Origin of the sequence: Parazoarcus communis (genome assembly GCF_003111645.1) — a bacterium.
Classification (GTDB): domain Bacteria; phylum Pseudomonadota; class Gammaproteobacteria; order Burkholderiales; family Rhodocyclaceae; genus Parazoarcus; species Parazoarcus communis_A.
The window spans coordinates 3,261,496-3,278,158 of sequence record NZ_CP022187.1; the positions used below are offsets into that span (position 1 = coordinate 3,261,496).

General features: G+C 63.5%; 19 protein-coding genes. 11 read left to right on the top strand and 8 right to left on the bottom strand.

The window, feature by feature from the left end; genetic code table 11:
- Positions 1-27 precede the first annotated feature (27 nt).
- The 3 genes from CEW83_RS14795 to CEW83_RS14805 all read left to right on the top strand — a co-directional run bounded on the left by CEW83_RS14795 (position 28) and on the right by CEW83_RS14805 (position 2,698).
- Positions 28-1,350, top strand: a complete 1,323-nt coding sequence (locus CEW83_RS14795; RefSeq protein WP_234418845.1) for a (Fe-S)-binding protein — start codon at positions 28-30, stop codon at positions 1,348-1,350.
- A 71-nt stretch (positions 1,351-1,421) separates the two neighbouring features.
- Complete coding sequence (locus CEW83_RS14800; RefSeq protein ID WP_108950023.1) at positions 1,422-1,976, top strand: flavodoxin; 555 nt, start codon at positions 1,422-1,424, stop codon at positions 1,974-1,976.
- 113 nt (positions 1,977-2,089) lie between these two features.
- Positions 2,090-2,698, top strand: coding sequence for a cold shock domain-containing protein (locus tag CEW83_RS14805; protein WP_108950024.1), 609 nt, complete (start codon positions 2,090-2,092; stop codon positions 2,696-2,698).
- Between the two features lie 63 nt (positions 2,699-2,761).
- Here the strand turns inward: CEW83_RS14805 and pqqE are convergent, their stop codons facing one another.
- Genes pqqE through pqqA form a run of 5 tightly spaced genes read right to left on the bottom strand, consistent with a single transcriptional unit; the run spans position 2,762 to position 6,038 of the window.
- Complete coding sequence (gene pqqE, locus CEW83_RS14810; RefSeq protein WP_108950025.1) at positions 2,762-3,916, bottom strand: pyrroloquinoline quinone biosynthesis protein PqqE; 1,155 nt, start codon at positions 3,914-3,916, stop codon at positions 2,762-2,764.
- Between the two features lies 1 nt (position 3,917).
- Entirely contained in the window at positions 3,918-4,205 is a 288-nt protein-coding gene (gene pqqD, locus CEW83_RS14815) for a pyrroloquinoline quinone biosynthesis peptide chaperone PqqD (RefSeq protein ID WP_234418846.1), read from the bottom strand.
- Positions 4,202-4,948: a pyrroloquinoline-quinone synthase PqqC gene (pqqC, locus tag CEW83_RS14820; RefSeq protein WP_108951443.1), complete on the bottom strand. Its 747-nt coding sequence runs from the start codon at positions 4,946-4,948 to the stop codon at positions 4,202-4,204. Before pqqC ends, pqqD begins: the two co-directional genes overlap by 4 nt.
- Before the next feature lie 41 nt (positions 4,949-4,989).
- Entirely contained in the window at positions 4,990-5,904 is a 915-nt protein-coding gene (pqqB, locus tag CEW83_RS14825; protein WP_108950026.1) for a pyrroloquinoline quinone biosynthesis protein PqqB, read from the bottom strand.
- Positions 5,905-5,963: 59 nt separating this feature from the next.
- Positions 5,964-6,038 carry a pyrroloquinoline quinone precursor peptide PqqA gene (gene pqqA, locus CEW83_RS21595; protein ID WP_106408400.1) on the bottom strand — a complete coding sequence of 25 codons (75 nt, stop codon included), beginning with the start codon at positions 6,036-6,038 and terminating at the stop codon, positions 5,964-5,966.
- Positions 6,039-6,235: 197 nt separating this feature from the next.
- On the opposite strand from pqqA, the gene pip reads away from it, so the two are divergent.
- Complete coding sequence (pip, locus tag CEW83_RS14835; protein WP_108950027.1) at positions 6,236-7,258, top strand: prolyl aminopeptidase; 1,023 nt, start codon at positions 6,236-6,238, stop codon at positions 7,256-7,258.
- A 2-nt stretch (positions 7,259-7,260) separates the two neighbouring features.
- Here the strand turns inward: pip and CEW83_RS14840 are convergent, their stop codons facing one another.
- On the bottom strand, positions 7,261-7,761 hold the full coding sequence (locus CEW83_RS14840) for a lactoylglutathione lyase family protein (RefSeq protein ID WP_108950028.1): 501 nt from the start codon (positions 7,759-7,761) through the stop codon (positions 7,261-7,263).
- Between the two features lie 94 nt (positions 7,762-7,855).
- Here CEW83_RS14840 and CEW83_RS14845 point away from each other — a divergent pair, with 94 nt between their 5' ends.
- Positions 7,856-8,737, top strand: a complete 882-nt coding sequence (locus CEW83_RS14845; protein WP_108950029.1) for a LysR family transcriptional regulator — start codon at positions 7,856-7,858, stop codon at positions 8,735-8,737.
- Between the two features lie 56 nt (positions 8,738-8,793).
- Here the strand turns inward: CEW83_RS14845 and CEW83_RS14850 are convergent, their stop codons facing one another.
- Complete coding sequence (locus CEW83_RS14850; RefSeq protein WP_159099468.1) at positions 8,794-9,699, bottom strand: LysR family transcriptional regulator; 906 nt, start codon at positions 9,697-9,699, stop codon at positions 8,794-8,796.
- A 162-nt stretch (positions 9,700-9,861) separates the two neighbouring features.
- On the opposite strand from CEW83_RS14850, the gene CEW83_RS14855 reads away from it, so the two are divergent.
- Together CEW83_RS14855 and CEW83_RS14860 are read left to right on the top strand one after the other, a co-directional pair.
- Entirely contained in the window at positions 9,862-10,089 is a 228-nt protein-coding gene (locus tag CEW83_RS14855; protein WP_199915129.1) for a DUF1127 domain-containing protein, read from the top strand.
- A 94-nt stretch (positions 10,090-10,183) separates the two neighbouring features.
- Positions 10,184-10,693: a hypothetical protein gene (locus tag CEW83_RS14860; protein WP_108950032.1), complete on the top strand. Its 510-nt coding sequence runs from the start codon at positions 10,184-10,186 to the stop codon at positions 10,691-10,693.
- Positions 10,694-10,707: 14 nt separating this feature from the next.
- On the opposite strand, the gene CEW83_RS14865 is transcribed toward CEW83_RS14860, so the two are convergent.
- A complete protein-coding gene (locus tag CEW83_RS14865) occupies positions 10,708-12,075 on the bottom strand; it encodes a PLP-dependent aminotransferase family protein (RefSeq protein WP_108950033.1) in 1,368 nt (455 codons plus the stop codon).
- A 288-nt stretch (positions 12,076-12,363) separates the two neighbouring features.
- Here CEW83_RS14865 and dctP point away from each other — a divergent pair, with 288 nt between their 5' ends.
- The 4 genes from dctP to CEW83_RS14885 all read left to right on the top strand — a co-directional run bounded on the left by dctP (position 12,364) and on the right by CEW83_RS14885 (position 16,637).
- Positions 12,364-13,410, top strand: coding sequence for a TRAP transporter substrate-binding protein DctP (gene dctP / locus CEW83_RS14870; protein ID WP_108950034.1), 1,047 nt, complete (start codon positions 12,364-12,366; stop codon positions 13,408-13,410).
- Between the two features lie 79 nt (positions 13,411-13,489).
- Positions 13,490-14,020, top strand: a complete 531-nt coding sequence (locus CEW83_RS14875; protein WP_199915130.1) for a TRAP transporter small permease subunit — start codon at positions 13,490-13,492, stop codon at positions 14,018-14,020.
- Entirely contained in the window at positions 14,017-15,327 is a 1,311-nt protein-coding gene (locus tag CEW83_RS14880; protein WP_108950036.1) for a TRAP transporter large permease, read from the top strand. Before CEW83_RS14875 ends, CEW83_RS14880 begins: the two co-directional genes overlap by 4 nt.
- A gap of 35 nt (positions 15,328-15,362) precedes the next feature.
- Positions 15,363-16,637 carry a hydroxymethylglutaryl-CoA reductase, degradative gene (locus tag CEW83_RS14885; protein WP_108950037.1) on the top strand — a complete coding sequence of 425 codons (1,275 nt, stop codon included), beginning with the start codon at positions 15,363-15,365 and terminating at the stop codon, positions 16,635-16,637.
- Positions 16,638-16,663 lie beyond the last annotated feature (26 nt).

Below are 16,663 nucleotides of genomic sequence, written 5' to 3' on the forward strand. Positions count from 1 at the left end.
TGCTTTCTCCTTCTGTGGAGGAAGCAAATGAAACATCAGCTCGACTGGTCGTCCTACGAGACCGCAGGCCAGGGTGACGCCTATGCAGGCATCCCGGCCACCGGTGGCGACTTTGCCAAGGCGGTGGCGGTGTGCATCAGCGACCGCCTGTGTCAGCGCAAGCCCAAGGGGGTGATGTGTCCCAGTTTCAGGGTCACGGACGCCGCCGGGCACTCACCCGGTGGGCGGGTGCTGGCGCTGAAGGCGGCGCTCAATGGTGAATACGGCCCGGCACCCTTCTCCGACCCGCGTCTGGTCGAGGCCATGGACCTGTGTGTCGGCTGCAAGGGGTGCAAGCGCGAGTGCGCCAATCAGGTCGACATGGCGGCGATCAAGATCGAATGGCAGGCGCAGCGCAACGCCATCAACGGCATCTCGCCGCGTGACCGCCTGTTTGCCGACCTGCCGCGCTGGCTGAGCCACCCTCGCCTGCTGCGCACGCTTGTGCGCCTGCGCAACCGGGTGCCGCTGCTGGCACGTCAGCTCGAGCGCAGCTTCGGTATCTCCGCGCAGCGCACCCTGCCCGAACCGGTTTCCCGCCCCTACGTTGCACCAGCTGCGCCTGAGCCGGCAGCGGTGAGCGATCGCAGCGTCTACCTGTTCGTTGATACCTTTGCCCGCCATTTCGAGCCCGATATTGCCGAGGCCGCCCACGCCGTCCTCACGCGTGCCGCTTACGACGTGAAAGTGCTCGGGCCCGCGGCCGACGACCCCGAGCCGGGCCGCGCGCTGTGCTGCGGTCGCACCTGGCTGTCGCTGGGTCAGATCGATGCCGCCCGCCGCGAAGCCCTGCGCATGCAGGCCGCGCTGCGCCCGGCGCTCGCCGATGGCACGCCGGTCGTCGGGCTTGAGCCGTCGTGCATCCTGTCGCTGCGCGACGACCACCTCAAGCTCGGTCTCGGGCCGGAGGCCGAAGCGCTGGCGAAGCAGGTGTACCTGTTCGAGGAGTTCATCGCCCGCGAGCATGACCGCAAGCGTCTCACGCTCGCACTCAAGCCCATCGGCGGCGGGAAGACCCTCGTCCACGGCCACTGTCACCAGAAGGCGGTTGGTGCGATGAAGTCGCTGCGCAAGGTGCTGCGTCTGATTCCCGACTTCGAGTTCGAGTTTGTCGAGGCCAACTGCTGCGGCATGGCCGGCAGCTTTGGTCTCGATGCCGAGCACGCGACATCTCGATGCAGATGGCCGAGGCCGATCTGCTCCCCGCCTTGCGTGCGGCACCCGATGCGCCGCTGCTGGCAAACGGCTTCTCCTGCCGCCACCAGATCGTGGAGGGTGTGGCGCGGCGCCCCGCCCACGTGGCGCAGCTGATGCGTGACGCGCTGGCCTGAGGCGAGCACACCGCTGGCAACATTTCCTTTGACATTGACGGCAGAAACACCATGAACAGGATCGGCATATTCTTCGGCACCGAAACCGGCACCACGCGCTTGATCGCCAAGAAGATTCACAAGAAGCTGGGCGATGACATCGCGGCCAAGCCGCTCAATGTGAATCGCATCGCACTCGCCGACATGCTGCAGTACGACGCGCTGATCCTCGGCACGCCGAGCTATGGCATCGGCGAGATCCCGGGACGCAGTGCAGGCTGTCTGGAGCCGAACTGGGAAGAGTTTCTGGCGCAGTTCGAGTCGGCGGACTTCTCCGGCAAGCGTGTCGCGCTGTTCGGTCTCGGTGCGCAGGAGCGTTACTCGGACCGCTTTGCGAGTTCCCTGCTGCGCCTGTACGAGGTGTTCAAGGGCTTCGGCGCCGAGATCGTCGGTAGCTGGCCCACCGACGGCTATACCTTCGACCACTCCGCCGCCATCGTCGACGGGCGCTTCGTCGGCCTCGTCATCGACGCCCGCACGCAAGGCATGCATACCGACGAGCGCATCGATATCTGGCTGGAAACGGTCAAGCCGCTGCTGCTGGAGAAGGTGGGCATGTCTGCGTAGGGGTGCCCAAAAGCCGGTTTACTTGTGACATGCGCATGTCTGTCGGCACAATGCTGCGGACATGATGCACCGGTTTGGGGCCGGGCATTTCTGCAATCACCGGTAGCCGACTTATGCGTATTGAAGGCACGCTTGAAAAATGGAACGACGCGCGCGGGTTCGGGTTCATTAAGCCCAAGCACGGCGGACAGGACATTTTTATCCACATTTCCGTTTTTCCGCGCGACGGAAAACCGCCACAGATGGGTGAGTCCTTGCTGTTCGAGATCGAGCTCGACAAGGACGGCAGGAAGCGTGCGGTACGGGTGGCGCGCCCCGGCCTGTCGATTGCGCCGATGGCCCCTGCACACAGCACGGAGCGTTCGCGCCAGGCTCCGCACGCACAACGTCACACAAGGCCTGCCCGACCCGAGCGCCGCAGCAGCCTTGGCCGCGCATTGCCACTGCTGATTCTCGTGGTGGTGGCTGCATTTGGGTACCAGAAATACGCTCACCGATTCTCAGGCGGCGACAACTGGCAAGTGGTTGACGAACCGACTACCGTTCAAAGGGTGGTGCCGCGGTCTGCGCCGGCGCCCGAATCGAACTTTCGTTGCGACGGGCGTCAGCATTGCTCGCAGATGCGCTCCTGTGCCGAGGCAGAATACTTTCTGCAACATTGCCCGAATGTGAAGATGGATGGGGACGGCGACGGGATGCCCTGCGAACGGGGACCGTGCTGAGCGACATTCGACACCAGTGCGAGTGAAGGCTGAGCGCGTGCTGATCAGGTTCGCGCCTTCAGATCAGCTGCTCAGCACCGGGCGCTTGCGCGATTCTTCCGGGCTGCGGAACACCAGTGGCGCTTCGTGCATGCGCCCCTCCCCGCTCTGTGCGCGTTCGACGGCTTTGGTGACGACGTGGTGATGGGGTGACTTGTCGCATACCGGGTCGGCGGCCGCCGGGTCGCCGGTGAGCATGAAGGCCTGGCAACGGCAGCCGCCGAGGTCTTTTTCCTTGTCCGGGCAGCTGCGGCAGCTGTCTTTCATCCAGCCGTCGCCGCGATAGCGGTTGAAGCCTTCCGAGTCGTACCAGATCTGCTTCACGTCCATGTCGCGCACATTCGGAAAGCTCAGGCCGGGCAGCATGGCGGCGGTGTGGCAGGGCACGGCGGTGCCGTCGGGCGTGACGGTGAGGAAGACGTTGCCCCAGCCGTTCATGCACTTCTTGGGACGGTTCTCGTAGTAGTCGGGCACCACGTAGAAGATGCGGATGCGGTCGCCGTACTGTTCGCGGCGGGCGTTGGTGACTCGCTCGGCGCGTTCGATCTGTTCGCGTGAGGGCAGCAGCTGGTCGCGGTTGAGCAGCGCCCAGGAGTAGTACTGGCTGTTGGCGAGCTCGAGGTATTCGGCGTCCAGCTCCACCGCCATGTCGATGATGCGGTCGATGTAGTCAATGTTGAGGCGGTGGATCACGCAGTTCATCACCATCGGCCAGCCATTGGCCTTGATGATGGCGGCCACTTTCTGCTTCAGCTCGAAGGTACGGGTATGCGACAGGAAATCGTTGAGCTCGCGGGTGGAGTCCTGAAACGAGAGCTGGATGTGATCCAGACCGGCTTCCTTGAGCGCGGCGGCGCGGCTTTCGGTGAGGCCGACGCCCGAGGTGAGCAGGTTGGTGTAGAAGCCCAGCCTGTGCGCTTCGGCCACCAGAATTTCGAGGTCGTCGCGCAACAGCGGCTCACCACCCGAGAAGCCGCATTGCACGCTGCCTGCCGCACGCGCCTCGCGCAGCACGCGCAGCCAGTCGTCGGTGGAGAGCTCGTCGGGGTGGTGGGCGAAATCGACCGGGTTGTAGCAGAACACGCAGTGCAGCGGGCAGCGGTAGGTGAGTTCGGCCAGCAACCACAGCGGGGGGCCGATCTGCGGGCTGGCTTGTTCCGGGGCTGCGGGCGTGTTCATGTCAGTACTCGATCCAGTGCTGCTGCTGCGCCATGGCGAGAAAGGCGAGCACGTCAGTCTGCAGGTTGGTGGTGTCGAAGGCCTGTTCGAGTTCGGCGACCAGCGCGGCCACGGTCTGCTCGCCGCTGCAGCGCTTCAGGATTTCGCCTGCGCTCTGATTGAGCTTCACCATGCCTTCGGGGTAGAGCAGCACCCAGGCCTGCTGCGCCTCTTCCCATTGCAGGCGGAATTTCTTCGATACGCGCGGCATGGCCGCCAGCATGTCGTGTTCCGGTGTCGCGGTGCTCATGCCTTCGGCCCCTTGATCTCGATTTCGCACTGGCTGAGCATGATGGCGTCGGCCAGCGCCCACAGCACGTCGAGCTTGAACTGCAGGATGTCGAGCGCACGCTGCTGCATCGCCCGGCTCTGGCTGAAATACTCCAGGGTGAAGCGCAGGCCGTGCTCCACGTCGCGGCGTGCCTGGGTGAGCCGGTTCCTGAAGTACTGCAGGCCTTCGGTGTCGACCCAGGGATACTGGGTAGGCCAGGTGTCGATGCGCTGCTGGTGGATGTGCGGGGCGAAGAGTTCGGTCAGGCTGGAGGCGATGGCTTCCTGCCAGGGGCGCTGGCGGGCGAAGTTGATGTAGGCATCGACCGCGAAGCGCGCGGCCGGGGCGACGAAGCGCAACGAGGTGACATCGTCGCGGCTGAGGCCGACGGCTTCGCCGAGCCGGATCCAGGCTTCGATGCCGCCGGCGTCCTCCAGCCCGCCGATCTGGTAGCCGTCGTGGTCGAGGATGCGCTGTATCCACTCGCGACGGATCTCGCGGTCGGGGCAGTTGGACAGGATCGCCGCATCTTTTACCGGAATCGCGATCTGGTAGTAGAAGCGGTTGGCGACCCAGCCGCGCAACTGCGCCGGCGTGAGCTCGCCTGCGGCCATCATCAGGTGGAAGGGATGATGGATGTGGTAGCTGGTGCCTTTCTCTCGCAGCAGGGCTTCGAACTCGGCCGGCGACCACGGCGCCTCCTGCGTTGCAGCGAGGCTGATGTCGGCGATATGTTCGATGGTGTTGTCGGTGTCGAATGCGATCACAGTTCGATCTCCATGCCGTCGAAAGCGACCTCGATGCCGTGCGCGTTGAGGCTTGCGCGCTGAGGGCTGTCTTCGTCGAGGATCGGGTTGGTGTTGTTGATGTGGATCAGCACCTTGCGCGTCGTGGCGGGCAGGCGATCCAGCCATTCGAGCATGCCGCCCGCGCCCGATTGCGGCAGGTGGCCCATGGCACGCGAGGTCTTCTGCGAGGCGCCGAGGCGGATCATCTCGTCGTCGGTCCACAGCGTGCCGTCGACGAGCACGCAGTCGGCCCGTTCCATCGCCGCCCACACATGTGGCTCCATCTCGCCGAGGCCGGGTGCGTAGAACACGCGCTTGCCGTTTTTCGTGTTGATCAGGCTGACGCCGATGTTGTCGCCCGGCTGCGGACGGTCACGGTGCGGGGAGTAGGGCGGCGCGTTGCTGGTCAGCGACAGGGCTTCGAAACCGAGGCCGGTGGCGCGCTCGATGCTGAAGGCACCGGCCAGCGGCACCTCATGCCAGTCGATGCCGGCATAGTGGCCGAGCACGCCAAACAGCGGGTTGCCCACCGACAGGTCTTCGCGTACGCCGGGCGTGCACCAGACGGGCCACGGCTGGCGATGTTCGCGCAGCATGTAGAGGCCGGTGGTGTGGTCGATCTGCGCGTCGATGAGCACGATGGCGGCGATGGCGGTGTCGCGCAGGGCGCGGCCGGGTTGAAGTTCTGGGAAGCTGCGCAGCTGCTGCAGTACATCCGGGGAGGCGTTGAACAGCACCCAATGCTCGTTGTCACCGCTGACTGCAATCGACGACTGGGTTCTGGCCTGGGCGCGGATGCTGCCTTTGCGCAGGCCGTCGCAGTTGGGGCAGTTGCAGTTCCACTGCGGAAATCCACCGCCAGCTGCGGCACCGAGTACTCGTATTCTCACGCGGCCTCCCGATTCATTCGTGGGTGGGGCGGCCGACCTGCCCGCCCCTCCGGGGCACATCAGCGGTTGGCGATGTACATCGTGATTTCAAAACCAAAGCGAAAATCGCAAGCTGCAGGGGTTTCCCATTTCATGGCGTGTCTCCAGTGTGGTTTTTGAACCGTGACTGCCGGCATGGCAGGGCACGACTGCATGGTGCGCCGCCGGGCGCTGGCGCGCATCGCGCATCTCTTGAAAGCCATCTAGCGATTTTCTGTAGATTGTCCGCAGCGCACCGGAACGCAGCCTTGCAGCCCGAGCAATCCGTGACCGGGCACGATATGATCTGACAATGACCCTGCCCACCATTCCGCCTGCCGCCGACGAATCCAACGCCGGCGCCCTGTTCGATGCGATCGAGCCCTTCAACCACGGCCATGTGGACGTGGGCGACGGTCATCAAGTCTATTTCGAGGAGTGCGGCGCGCCCGAGGGCATGCCGGTGCTGTTCCTGCATGGTGGGCCGGGCAGCGGTTGCAGCGAGCGCCATCGGCAGTTGCTCGATCCTGCGCTGTTTCGCGTGGTGCTGTTCGATCAGCGCGGCTGCGGCCGCAGCACGCCGCGCGGCGAGATTGCAGCCAACACCACGGACCACCTGGTCGCCGACATCGAGCGCCTGCGCAGCCATCTCGGCATCGAGCGCTGGCTGGTGTTTGGCGGTTCATGGGGGTCGAGCCTGGCGCTGGTCTATTGCGCCCGCCATCCCGATGCCTGCAGCGGCGCCATCCTGCGCGGCATCTTTCTCACCGGGCAGGACGATCTCGACTGGTTCTTCCGCGGCGCTTCCGCCTTGCTGCCCGTGGCGTGGGAGCGCCTCGGCGACTACCTCGACGAAAGCGGGCAGGAGGACATCGCGCAGCACTATCTCGATGCGCTGCGCTCGCCGGACCGTCTGACTGCCGCACGGGCCCTGCAACGCTGGATGCAATGGGAGGCCGCGCTGTCGAGCCCCGGTCGTCTGCCGCCGGCGGAGGAGCCGCTATCGGCCGATGCGCTCGACGTGGCGCTCGACAAGTACCGCATCCAGGCCCATTACCTGGCCCATGCCTGCTTCATCGGCGAAGCCGAGGCGCTGCGCTGTGCGGGGGCAATGGCAGGGATGCCGGTCGCCATCCTGCACGGCCGGCTCGACTTCGTTTGCCGCCCTGCCAACGCACGCAAGCTTCAGCATGCGCTGCCGGGTAGCCGGTTGCGCTTCATCGACGACGCAGGCCACAGCCCCTTCGATGCACCGATGACGGCGGCGCTGGCGGAGGTGGCCAGCCGTTTCCATGCGCGCGGCAGTTTCGACGGCTGGGGGGATAGCTGGAACTGAGCTTACTGGTACGCGCCTGCGGCGTAGGTCAGTTCGTAGCTGTGGCTGTAGATTTCGAGGATGTTGCCGAAGGGGTCTTCCATGTACACCATGCGGTAGGGCTTCTCGCCCGGGAAGTATTCGCGTACCGGCATGCGCTGCTTGCCGCCTGCGGCGACGACCTTCGCGGCCAGTCCTTCCACATCCGGATCCTGCACGCAGAAATGGAAGATGCCGGTTTTCCAGTATTCGAAGTTGTTCTCCGGCTTCACTGCATTGCGAAACTCGAAGATCTCCACGCCGATGCGGTCGCCGGTGGACAGGTGGGCGATGCGGAACGATTTCCAGTCGGCGCCGAACACATCGGTGCACATCACGCCGATGGGGGATTCATCCTCGGTAATGGTGGTGGGCGGCATGATCAGATACCAGCCCATGACTTCGGTGTAGAACTTCACGGCGGCGTCGAGATCGGTGACCGAAAGGCCGATATGGGAAAAGCTGCGCGGATAGACCTGAGACATGCTGAGCTCCTTGTTGAGTACGTGGCTCGTAGTCTAGGCAGACGCAGGCATAATAAGAACAAGGTAGATGTTATCTGTTTGATAAGAGTTCATTATGCTTAGCCCTCAATGGCTGCGCAGTTTTGCCACGCTGGCAGAGCTGGGAAACTTCACCCGCACGGCAGAGCGCCTGGACCTGACCCAGGCCGCGGTAAGCCAGCATGTGAAGCGACTGGAGGACGCGCTCGGGCAGTTGCTGGTCCGCCACCCGCGCCACGTCGAGCTGACCCCCGCCGGTCACGCCTTGCTCGACTACTGTCGCGAGCTTGCCACCGCGGATCAGCGCCTGCAGCTGCGCCTGTCCGGCACCGACGCCGAGCACGGCGAGATCAGCCTGATCAGTCCGGGCAGCATCGGTCTCGCGCTGTATCCGCTGCTGCTCGATCTGCAGGCCGCGCATCCGGGGCTGAGCATCCGCCAGCGCTTTGCGCCAACCAGCGAAGTCATCGAGGCGGTGCTGGCCAACCGTTACGAGCTCGGCCTGGTCACCCTGAAGCCGGACGATCCGCGCCTGAGCGTTCAGCCCTTCGTGCAGGAGCCGCTTGAACTGGTCGTGCCCGCCGGTGCGGCGGTCGAAAGCTGGGAAGATCTGGTGCGCCTTGGCTTCATCGATCACCCCGATGGCGAGGCCATGGCCGGACGCCTGCTGAGCCGCTGTTTTCCGGGCAGTCCGGGTGTGCGCAGCCTGCCGTGCAAGGGTTTCACCAATCAGATCGGTCTCATTCTGGAGCCGGTTGCACGCGGCCTGGGCTTTACCGTGATTCCGCGCTTTGCGCGCAAGGCGTTTGCGCGCGCCGATACGATCCGCGTGGTGGAGCGCGAGCCTCAGGTGGTCGATACCCTATGGCTGCTGCATCGCGCCGAGTGGCCGCTGTCCGGGCGCGCGCAGCGCGTGCTCAAATGCATCGAAGTGCTTCAAAATGACAAGAATTACTAACGCTTTTCAGCAGTGAAAGGGCGGAGTTAAATCCTGGCGCGCAAGTCGGTGGCCGCTCAGACCGCCTGGCGCTGCTGCACCGGTTCCAGCCCCCAGATCGTCGCAAGCTCCGAAAGGACGGCGCGGATGATCGGGTCGTTCGCCCGCTTCCGGAGGTAGGCGAAGCGCAGGCTGATCGTGGGCAGCTTCATCGGCAGGGCGTGCATCCTGCCTTCCCGCTCGGCGGCCTCGACATCGGAGCGGCGCATGATGCCGAGCCCGACGCCCGCTGCCACCATGGCGCGCATGGCATCTTCCTGGTCGGCCATCATGGTCTTGACCGGCATGCAGCAGTGCGATTCGAACAGCGGTTGCATCAGCTGGTAATAGGCGCAGTCCGGCGAGGTGTAGACCCACGGCAGGCGCGCGAGTGCCGGGATGTCGGGAGAGGCGATCTGATCGCGCAGTGCATTTGGCACCGCCACCGCCATTTCCTCCTCGCGCAGCACATGGGAGTCAAGCAGGGGCTCGTCGCAGTCGCCACTGACGAAGGCGGCATCGAGTTTGCCGACCCTCAGGGCAGGGATGTTGTTCCCCGTTCGGCCGGACATGAATTCGAGATCGAGCTGTGGATAGTGCGCGCGCAAACCAGCCTGGAGTTCGACCAGACGCAGGAATTCGGCATCGGTATTCAGGCCGATGCGGATGCTGCCCAGCAGCTCGTTCTGCATGCCCTTGGCATGGTGCAGAAAGTCGCCTGCAGCAGCCAGTGTGCGTTGCGCGCGATCCAGCAGCTGCTCGCCGGCGGCGGTGAGCAGCATGCCCTTTGGCGTGCGGTCGAAGAGCGTGAGGTTGAGCTCTTCCTCCAGTGCCTTGATATGGGCGCTGATCGCCGGCTGGCTCGTAAACAGGCGCTCAGAGGCACGTGTCAGGTGTTTCTCTTCGGCTACCGTGACGAAGGTCTTCAGGTGGTATAGCTCCACGTCGGTCACTCCGGATGCGGGATTCTCAGGTGTTAGTAAAGCGCACTCCGGCCGACGACGCCATCACATTTCCTGAACACGCGAATCCCGAAAAACGATTGGATTGTGTTACGTGCGAACGCCAGGATGCAGTCATCACCGATGCCCTGAAGGAGACGCACCATGAGCCCCATCACCCACGCCCGCATGATTCCCGTCAGCCGCCTGCCCGCCTTGCGCAGCACGCTGGCCGCCCTGCTCGGTACGCTAGGCGACACCTTGCGCACATGGCAGACCCGGGCCCGTCAGCGCCGCGAGCTGCGCAGTCTCGATGACGAAGTGCTGAGAGATGTCGGCATCAGCCGCGCGCAGGCACGCTTTTCCGCCGACAAGCCATTCTGGCGCGAATGAGCGCCGACGGGCCAGCGCGGCCTTGAAAGCCGGTTCGGTGGGGCTATGCTGAAAGGATCAGCCTCCATCCGGCACCCTGCGGTGTCCCGTCTCAATGACCCGGACCGAAAAGCTGCTCAGAATCACTCGACGCCTGATCATCCTGACCGGGATTGCGCTGTTCTTGGTCGTTGGCCTGTTTGGTCTCACCCTGCTGCGCGAAGAGCGTTTCATGGTGTCATGGGCATGCTTCGGCTGCGGCTTGCTGGGCGGATTTGTCAGCATCCAGCAGCGCCTCCGGAAGTTCGGCGATGAAGAGCTGGAGTTGCTGTCGCAATCCTGGTGCCAAGTCCTGCTGATTCCGGTGTATGGCGGCATCTTCGCGCTCGTGCTGTACATCGGTTTTCTCAGCGGGGTCATTGAAGGTTCGATGTTCCCGGCCTTCTCCAGCCACCCCTTTTCGCAGCCGGTCCCGACCACCGCGGACCTCAAGCGCTTCTTCTCCGAAACCTATCCGTCAAGCGGTGCCGACGTGGCAAAGCTCCTGTTCTGGTCTTTCCTCGCCGGCTTCTCCGAGCGGCTGGTGCCACAGATTCTGGATCGGACGCCGGGCAAGGAGGGGTGAGTGCGTGCAGTGCTTCAGGACCGTGCCGTCTTCATGAACTGCAGAAACTGCGGGTTGCATGCGTAGGCGACGTTAATCCGAATCGCAGCTGGCGCTTCGGACTTTTCCGGTCGGAAGATGGAGCCCGGGGCGAGAAAGATGCTCTCCTTGGCGGCGCGGCGTGCCAGCGCGAGTTCATCCTGTCCCTCGCCGAGCTCGCCCCATAGGTAGTAGCCCCCGTTTGCGGAATACGGCAGGTGAATACCCGCGCCCTGGACCGCCTTGATGGCTTTCTCGGTAGCCTGTTCGACGTGCAGCTTGAGGCGGCGCAGATGACGCAGGTAATGGCCACTGGAGATCATGTTGAAGACGATGCGCTCGAGCAGATCGGACGTGTTCACAACGGTGAGCATCTTCAGGTCACAAAGCGTTTCCATCAGCCGGGCTTCACCTGCGACGTAGCCGACCCTCAGGTTGGCAGAGAGCGTCTTGGAGAAAGTCCCGATGTACACCACGCGCTTGAGTTGATCGAGCGTGGCCAGGCGCGGGCTGGCGGCCGGAAGAATGTCCGCAAACGGATCGTCTTCGACGATGTAGAAGCCGTACTGCTCTGCGATCTGAAGGAGCCGGTGCGCGACCGGGAGGGAGATCGCGCTTCCGGTCGGGTTGTGCGCGAGCGACTGGGTAAAGAAGACCTTGGGACGGAACATCTCGCACTTGCGCACCAGATCATCGAGATCGGGTCCGTCGTCCAGGCGCTGGACACCGATGGTTCGGGTCTTGCCGAGGTGCAGTTTGCCGAACAGGGGGTAGTAGCCCGGACTGTCGACAAGCGCGACGTCGCCCGGCTCCAGAAGTTGGCGGCTGACCAGGTCGAGTGCGTGGTTGGCACCGTAGGTGAGCAGAACCTGGTCGGGGGAGGCGTGAATCGAGCGTTCGATCAGCATGAGTGCGAGGCGTTCGCGCAGTGGCTGGTAGCCCCATGGACTGCTGTAGCCATGGTTGGCCTCGGTATCGAGACCGGATTTGAGCTGAGCAAGCTGCCGCCCGAAGTCGAGACGACCCATCCATTCCGCCGGGGGACGGCCGTCACCGACGCGTACGGCGTAGTGCCGCACCAGTTGCTCGCGCAGCAGCGAGGCAGAGTCGATTGCTTCTGCAATATGTGCGGATGGGGTACCCGAGGCCAGGCTGCGTCCACTCGTCACGAAGTAGCCCGAGCCCTGCTTCGAGCTCAGCAGCCCCTGGGCGACGAGCCGGTCATAGGCTTCGGCGACGGTGTTCTTGGATACGCCGGCTTCGACCGCCGCGGCACGAACCGAGAGCAGCCGGTGGCCGGGCTTGAGCAAGCCGCTTTCGATCTGGGCCCTGAGCTTTTCAATGATCGCATCGGTACGTCCCATGGCCTTCCTCCGTGCCAGCGCATCGGCAATTCACGCTGTTTCACTTGAACTGTCACTCTTATTCAGCTGGGACAGTTGTTTGACAATTCAACAAAGTGTCCCTTGAACTGTCCCTGTTCATTGTAGATGATCTGCAAAACGAAAAATCGGAGACATTGAACGCCGGACCTGCCAACAAAAAGCGACCTCGAGTTGCACCTGGCCGGTGTTCTGCGCAAGTCATGGGTGGTTTCACGCCATCCGGAAGTCTGCCCGCAAGGGGCAGAAGCCAAAGGAGGAGTAAACAGAATGAAAGTCATTACTCGCAGGAATGCACTCAAGGCGCTGAGCATCGGCGCGGTCGGCGCGGCAGCCAATGTGGCTGTCAGTACCCCGGCGCTGGCTCAGGAGACGGTGACCTGGCGCATGCAGGCGCTTTGGGATGGTGGCACCACGCCGCAGAAATTTGAGGAACGTTTCGTCAAACGTGTCGGCGAGCTGACCGGTGGAAAGTTTCAGATCGAACTGTTCTCCGCCGGCCAGCTGGTCCCCGCGAACCAGGCATTCGATGCAGTTCGCGGCGGTGCATTCCAGCTGATGAAGACTTTCGACGGTTACGAGGCCGGCAAGATTCCGGGGCTGGCATTCACCAGCACGGTACCCTTCGGCTTTCCCGAGCCGGACCAGTTCGAAGCCTGGTTCTACGAACTTGGCGGCCTAGAGCTCGCGCGCCAGGCCTATGCGCCTGCGGGTCTGTTCTACATTGCGCCGACGGTATATGGCCCGGAGCCGATCCACTCGAAGTTTCCGATCCGCTCTCTCGCCGACATGAGCGGCAAGAAGGGGCGCTTCGTCGGTCTTGCGTCGAGCGTGATGGGTGCGCTCGGTGTAGCCGTTACCCCGATGGCCACAGCCGAGGTGTATTCCGCGCTCGACAAGGGTGTGATCGACTTCGCCGACCGTGGCGATCTGTCGGCCAACCTCGAGGCCGGCCTGAGCGAAGTGGCAAAGTACATCGTGATGCCCGGCCCGCATCAGCCGACCACCGCGACCAGCTACGTGGCCAACCGCGGCGCGTACGACCGCCTGCCGGCCGAGTTCAAGGCCGCACTGGCGGTTGCGGCGCGCGAAACCTCTTCTGCACTGCGCCAGCACATCATGGTGTCGGACGGCAAGGCAATCGAGGCCTTCCGGGCCAAGGGCGTAGAGGTGACTTCACTCGACCCGAAGGAGGTTGCCGCCGGGCGTGTCAAGGCGCGCGAAGCCTGGAAGGCTGCCACCAAGAACGACCCGACTGCGGTGAAGATCCTGGAAAGCCAGATGGCCTTCATGAAGCAGCTCGGCCTACTGTCCTGAGCGCAATCCGCAGCGCCTGACCTGTCGACTCTGCGGGGGCTCCGTCAGGGCCCCCGCCCAACCTGTTTCGGGAATGATCGTGCCCAAAGTGATACGCCTTTATGTGAAGGCCATCACCGGAGTGAATCGTCTGCTGTTCATGGGGGTCGCCTTGCTGGCCTTCGTGATCGTTCCGGTGATGCTGTATGAAGTAGTGGCCCGCTATGTCTTCAATGCACCCACGGTCTGGGGCATGGAGCTCGCGACGCTGATCTTCGGTCCGTACTTCCTGCTGGGTGGCCCCTATCTGCTACACCTTGGAGGGCATGTAAGCCTGGACCTCGTGCACCGTGCCCTCTCGCCCGCGTGGAAGCGCAGGTCGGACCTGTTCAACCACCTTGTCATCATCTGCTTCTGCGCCATTCTGCTGTACTACTCCCTGCCGCTCGCGATGCAGTCCTGGGCGTTCCGCGAGACATCGTTCTCGGCGTGGAACCCGCAAATCTGGCCGGTCAAGTTCTCGATTCCGTTGGCTGTGAGCCTTCTCGCAGCGCAAAGTCTGGCGGAGTTCCTGTGTCTGCTGTACCGGGAGCCGTCGTCGCGCCCGGATGAGGACGAGGTGCAGGCATGACGCCCAACCTGATCCTGCTGATCATGTTCGGTGGCCTCACGCTGCTGATGCTGTCCGGCCTGCCGATCGCATTCGTTCTGGGCGGCTTGTCACTGCTGCTGACGGTGACGCTGTGGAACCCGGATGCGGTAGTGCTGATGGTGCTGCAGGTGTTCGACACCATGCACTCCGAAGCCATGCTCGGAATCCCCCTGTACATCCTGATGGCCAGCATTCTTCAGCGTTCGGGCATCATCGAAGCGCTCTACGAGGCAATGGAATTGTGGTTCGGTCGCGTGCGCGGCGGGCTGGCAATCGGCACCGTTGTCATCTGCGTGGTGATGGCTGCGATGACCGGTGTGGTCGGCGCGGCCGTGACGGCGATGGCTGTGCTTGCCATGCCGCAGATGCTGAAACGTGGCTACGACCCCAAGTTGGTGACCGGCACGATCTGCGCCTCGGGAACGCTCGGCATCCTGATTCCCCCATCGGTGCTGACCATCGTCTATGCGGTCACCGCTCAGGTCTCGATCGGGAAGATGCTGATCGCGGGCCTCGTGCCAGGTTTGCTGCTGGCGACACTCTACATTGCATACATCATCGCGGTTGCCTACCTGAAACCGGGTGCGGTGCCGGCGGGTTCGAACGAGCGCGTGCCGATGGCGAGGAAGCTTGCCAGCCTCAAGTCGCTGATCCTGCCGGCAATGCTGATCGTGATGATTCTGGGCTCGATCTTCTTCGGTGTCGCGACCCCTACCGAAGCTGCCGCAGTTGGGGTGTTCGGCGCGATGGTGTCGGCCGCGCTATGCCGGCGCCTGACGCTGGGAGGTCTGGGCAGCGCCGCCGTCGAAACCCTGAAGGCGACATCGATGATTCTGTGGATCACGATCGGCGCGAAGGCATATGTCGCCATCTTCACCGGCCTGGGCGGGGCCGACACGCTGCTCAATTTCATCCGCACGCTCGATGTGCATCCCTACGTGATCCTCGGCGTAATGATGCTGATCCTGATCTTTCTCGGCACCGTGCTCGACGAGATTGGAATCATCCTGCTCACCGTGCCGGTATTTCTTCCCATCGTGCGCTTGCTTGGCTTTGATGAGATCTGGTTCGGCGTGCTGTATGCGCTGACCATCCAGACCGGATACATCAGCCCGCCCTTCGGCTACACCCTGTTTTACATCAAGGGGCCGCTGCCACCGCATCTCGGCATGGGCACCGTCTATCGCGGCATCCTGCCCTTCCTCTACCTGCAGATCCTCGCCCTGCTGATCTGTGCCGCTTTCCCCGGGCTGGTTACCTGGCTCCCCGCATTGGCGTCCGGCTGACGCACGACCCCATCAATCGACTGGAGACATCCACAATGAGCACACCAGAGAAAACCTCACGCGTGTCGGGCTTCCACAAGAAGAGCCCGCGCGAACGCCTCGACTTCGTTGCCGGGTTCAGCGGGCTGGATGAAGACGAGGTCGGACATCTCGCCAATATGGGAAACCTTGACCCACATCTGGCCGACCACCTGATCGAAAACGTCATTGCCACCATGAACGTACCGGTGGGCGTGGCGACCAATATGCGTGTCGATGGCGAGGACATCCTCGTGCCGATGGCAACCGAGGAGTCGTCAGTGGTGGCTGCGGTGTGTAATGCGGCGCGCCAGTGCTATGACAGCGGTGGTTTCGTGACCTCGATGTCCGGCACGCTGATGATTGCGCAGGTGCAGCTTGTAGGGGTGAGTGACCCGGTGCATGCCCGTATCCGCATTCTGGAGCGTCGAGAAGAGATCAAGGCCGTATGTGACGCCTGCGATCCGGTACTGGTGAAGCTGGGGGGCGGTTTTCGTGATGTGGAGGTACGCATTATCGAATCGGCTGGCGGGCCGATGGTGGTCACTCATCTCATCGTCGATACCCGCGACGCAATGGGTGCGAATGCGGTCAATAGCATGGCGGAAAAACTGGCGCCCCAGATTGAGGTCTGGTGCGGGGGGCGCGTGTACCTGCGCATTCTCTCCAATCTGGCCGATCGCCGCCTGGCGCGCGCGCGGGCCGTGTGGACCTGCGACGCAATTGGAGGGGCTGCGGTGCGCGACGGTATCATCAGTGCTTTCCAGTTTGCGGCTGCAGATCCATACCGGGCGGCGACCCACAACAAGGGGGTCATGAACGGGATTTCGGCGGTGGTGCTGGCCACCGGTAATGACACGCGAGCGGTCGAAGCCGGTGCCCATGCCTATGCGGCGCGGCGTGGCGCGTATGGAAGCCTTACCGACTGGGAGGTGACTGCGGAAGGAGATCTGGCCGGCACCATCGAATTGCCGATGGCGGTCGGCCTGATTGGCGGTGCGACCAAGCTTCATCCCACCGCCCGCGCGTGCCTCAGGATTCTTGGCGTCGCCTCGGCCGACAGGCTGTCCCGCATCATTGCCGCGGTGGGGCTGGCGCAGAACTTCTCTGCGCTGAAGGCATTGGCGACCACCGGTATCCAGAAGGGCCATATGTCGCTGCACGCACAAAACATCGCGATGATGGCCGGTGCCGTGGGCGATGAGGTCGCGGCTCTTGCCAGCGTGCTCGTCGGTCTGGGCACGGTGCGGGTCGACGTGGCCGAGATCGAGTTGAGGAAGCTGCGCGGCTGAGGGCGCTGCCCGGTGGCGAGGTGATC